A 657-nucleotide genomic window follows, 5' to 3' on the forward strand; every position below is an offset into this window, starting at 1 on the left:
GCCGCGGAGGCGAATCTGGTGCGCAACGCCGGTTTCGAGTCGGGGCTGGGCGGGTGGACGTGCTCGGCGGGCAGCGGATCGGTCGTCTCCTCCCCGGTGCACGGCGGGGCGTCCGCGCTCCGGGCCGTGCCCGCGGGCTCGGACAACGCCCGCTGCTCCCAGGCCGTCGCCGTGCGGCCGAACTCCGAGTACCAGCTCAGCGCCTGGGTGCAGGGCTCCTACGTCTACCTCGGCGCGACCGGCACCGGCACCACCGACGTCTCCACCTGGACCCCGGGGACCTCCGGCTGGCAGCAGCTGCGGACCTCCTTCACAACCGGGCCGAACACCACCTCGGTCACCGTCCACACCCACGGCTGGTACGGGCAGAGCGCCTACCACGTCGACGACGTCCTGCTGACCGGCCCCGGCGGCGACCCGGGCGAGCCCGACCCCGAGCCCCCGGCCGCGCCCGGCGGCCTGGCGGTCGGCCAGACCACCTCCACCTCGATCACCCTGACCTGGAACGCCGCCGCCGGCGCCACCGGCTACCACGTCTACCGAGACGGCCAGAAGGTCCAGTCCGCCCCGGGCACCTCGGCGACCGTGACCGGGCTGAAGCCCTCCACCTCCTACGAGTTCCGCGTCAGCGCCGTCAACGGCGCCGGCGAGTCGGCG

The 657-nt window shown here is 74.9% G+C and carries 1 protein-coding gene; it reads left to right on the top strand.

From position 1 onward, the window contains the following. On the top strand, positions 1–657 hold a 657-nt coding region (locus tag ACFSJS_RS27915; protein WP_380905287.1), incomplete at both ends, for a carbohydrate binding domain-containing protein.

Origin of the sequence: Streptomyces desertarenae, from assembly GCF_042681365.1 — a bacterium.
Classification (GTDB): domain Bacteria; phylum Actinomycetota; class Actinomycetes; order Streptomycetales; family Streptomycetaceae; genus Streptomyces; species Streptomyces desertarenae.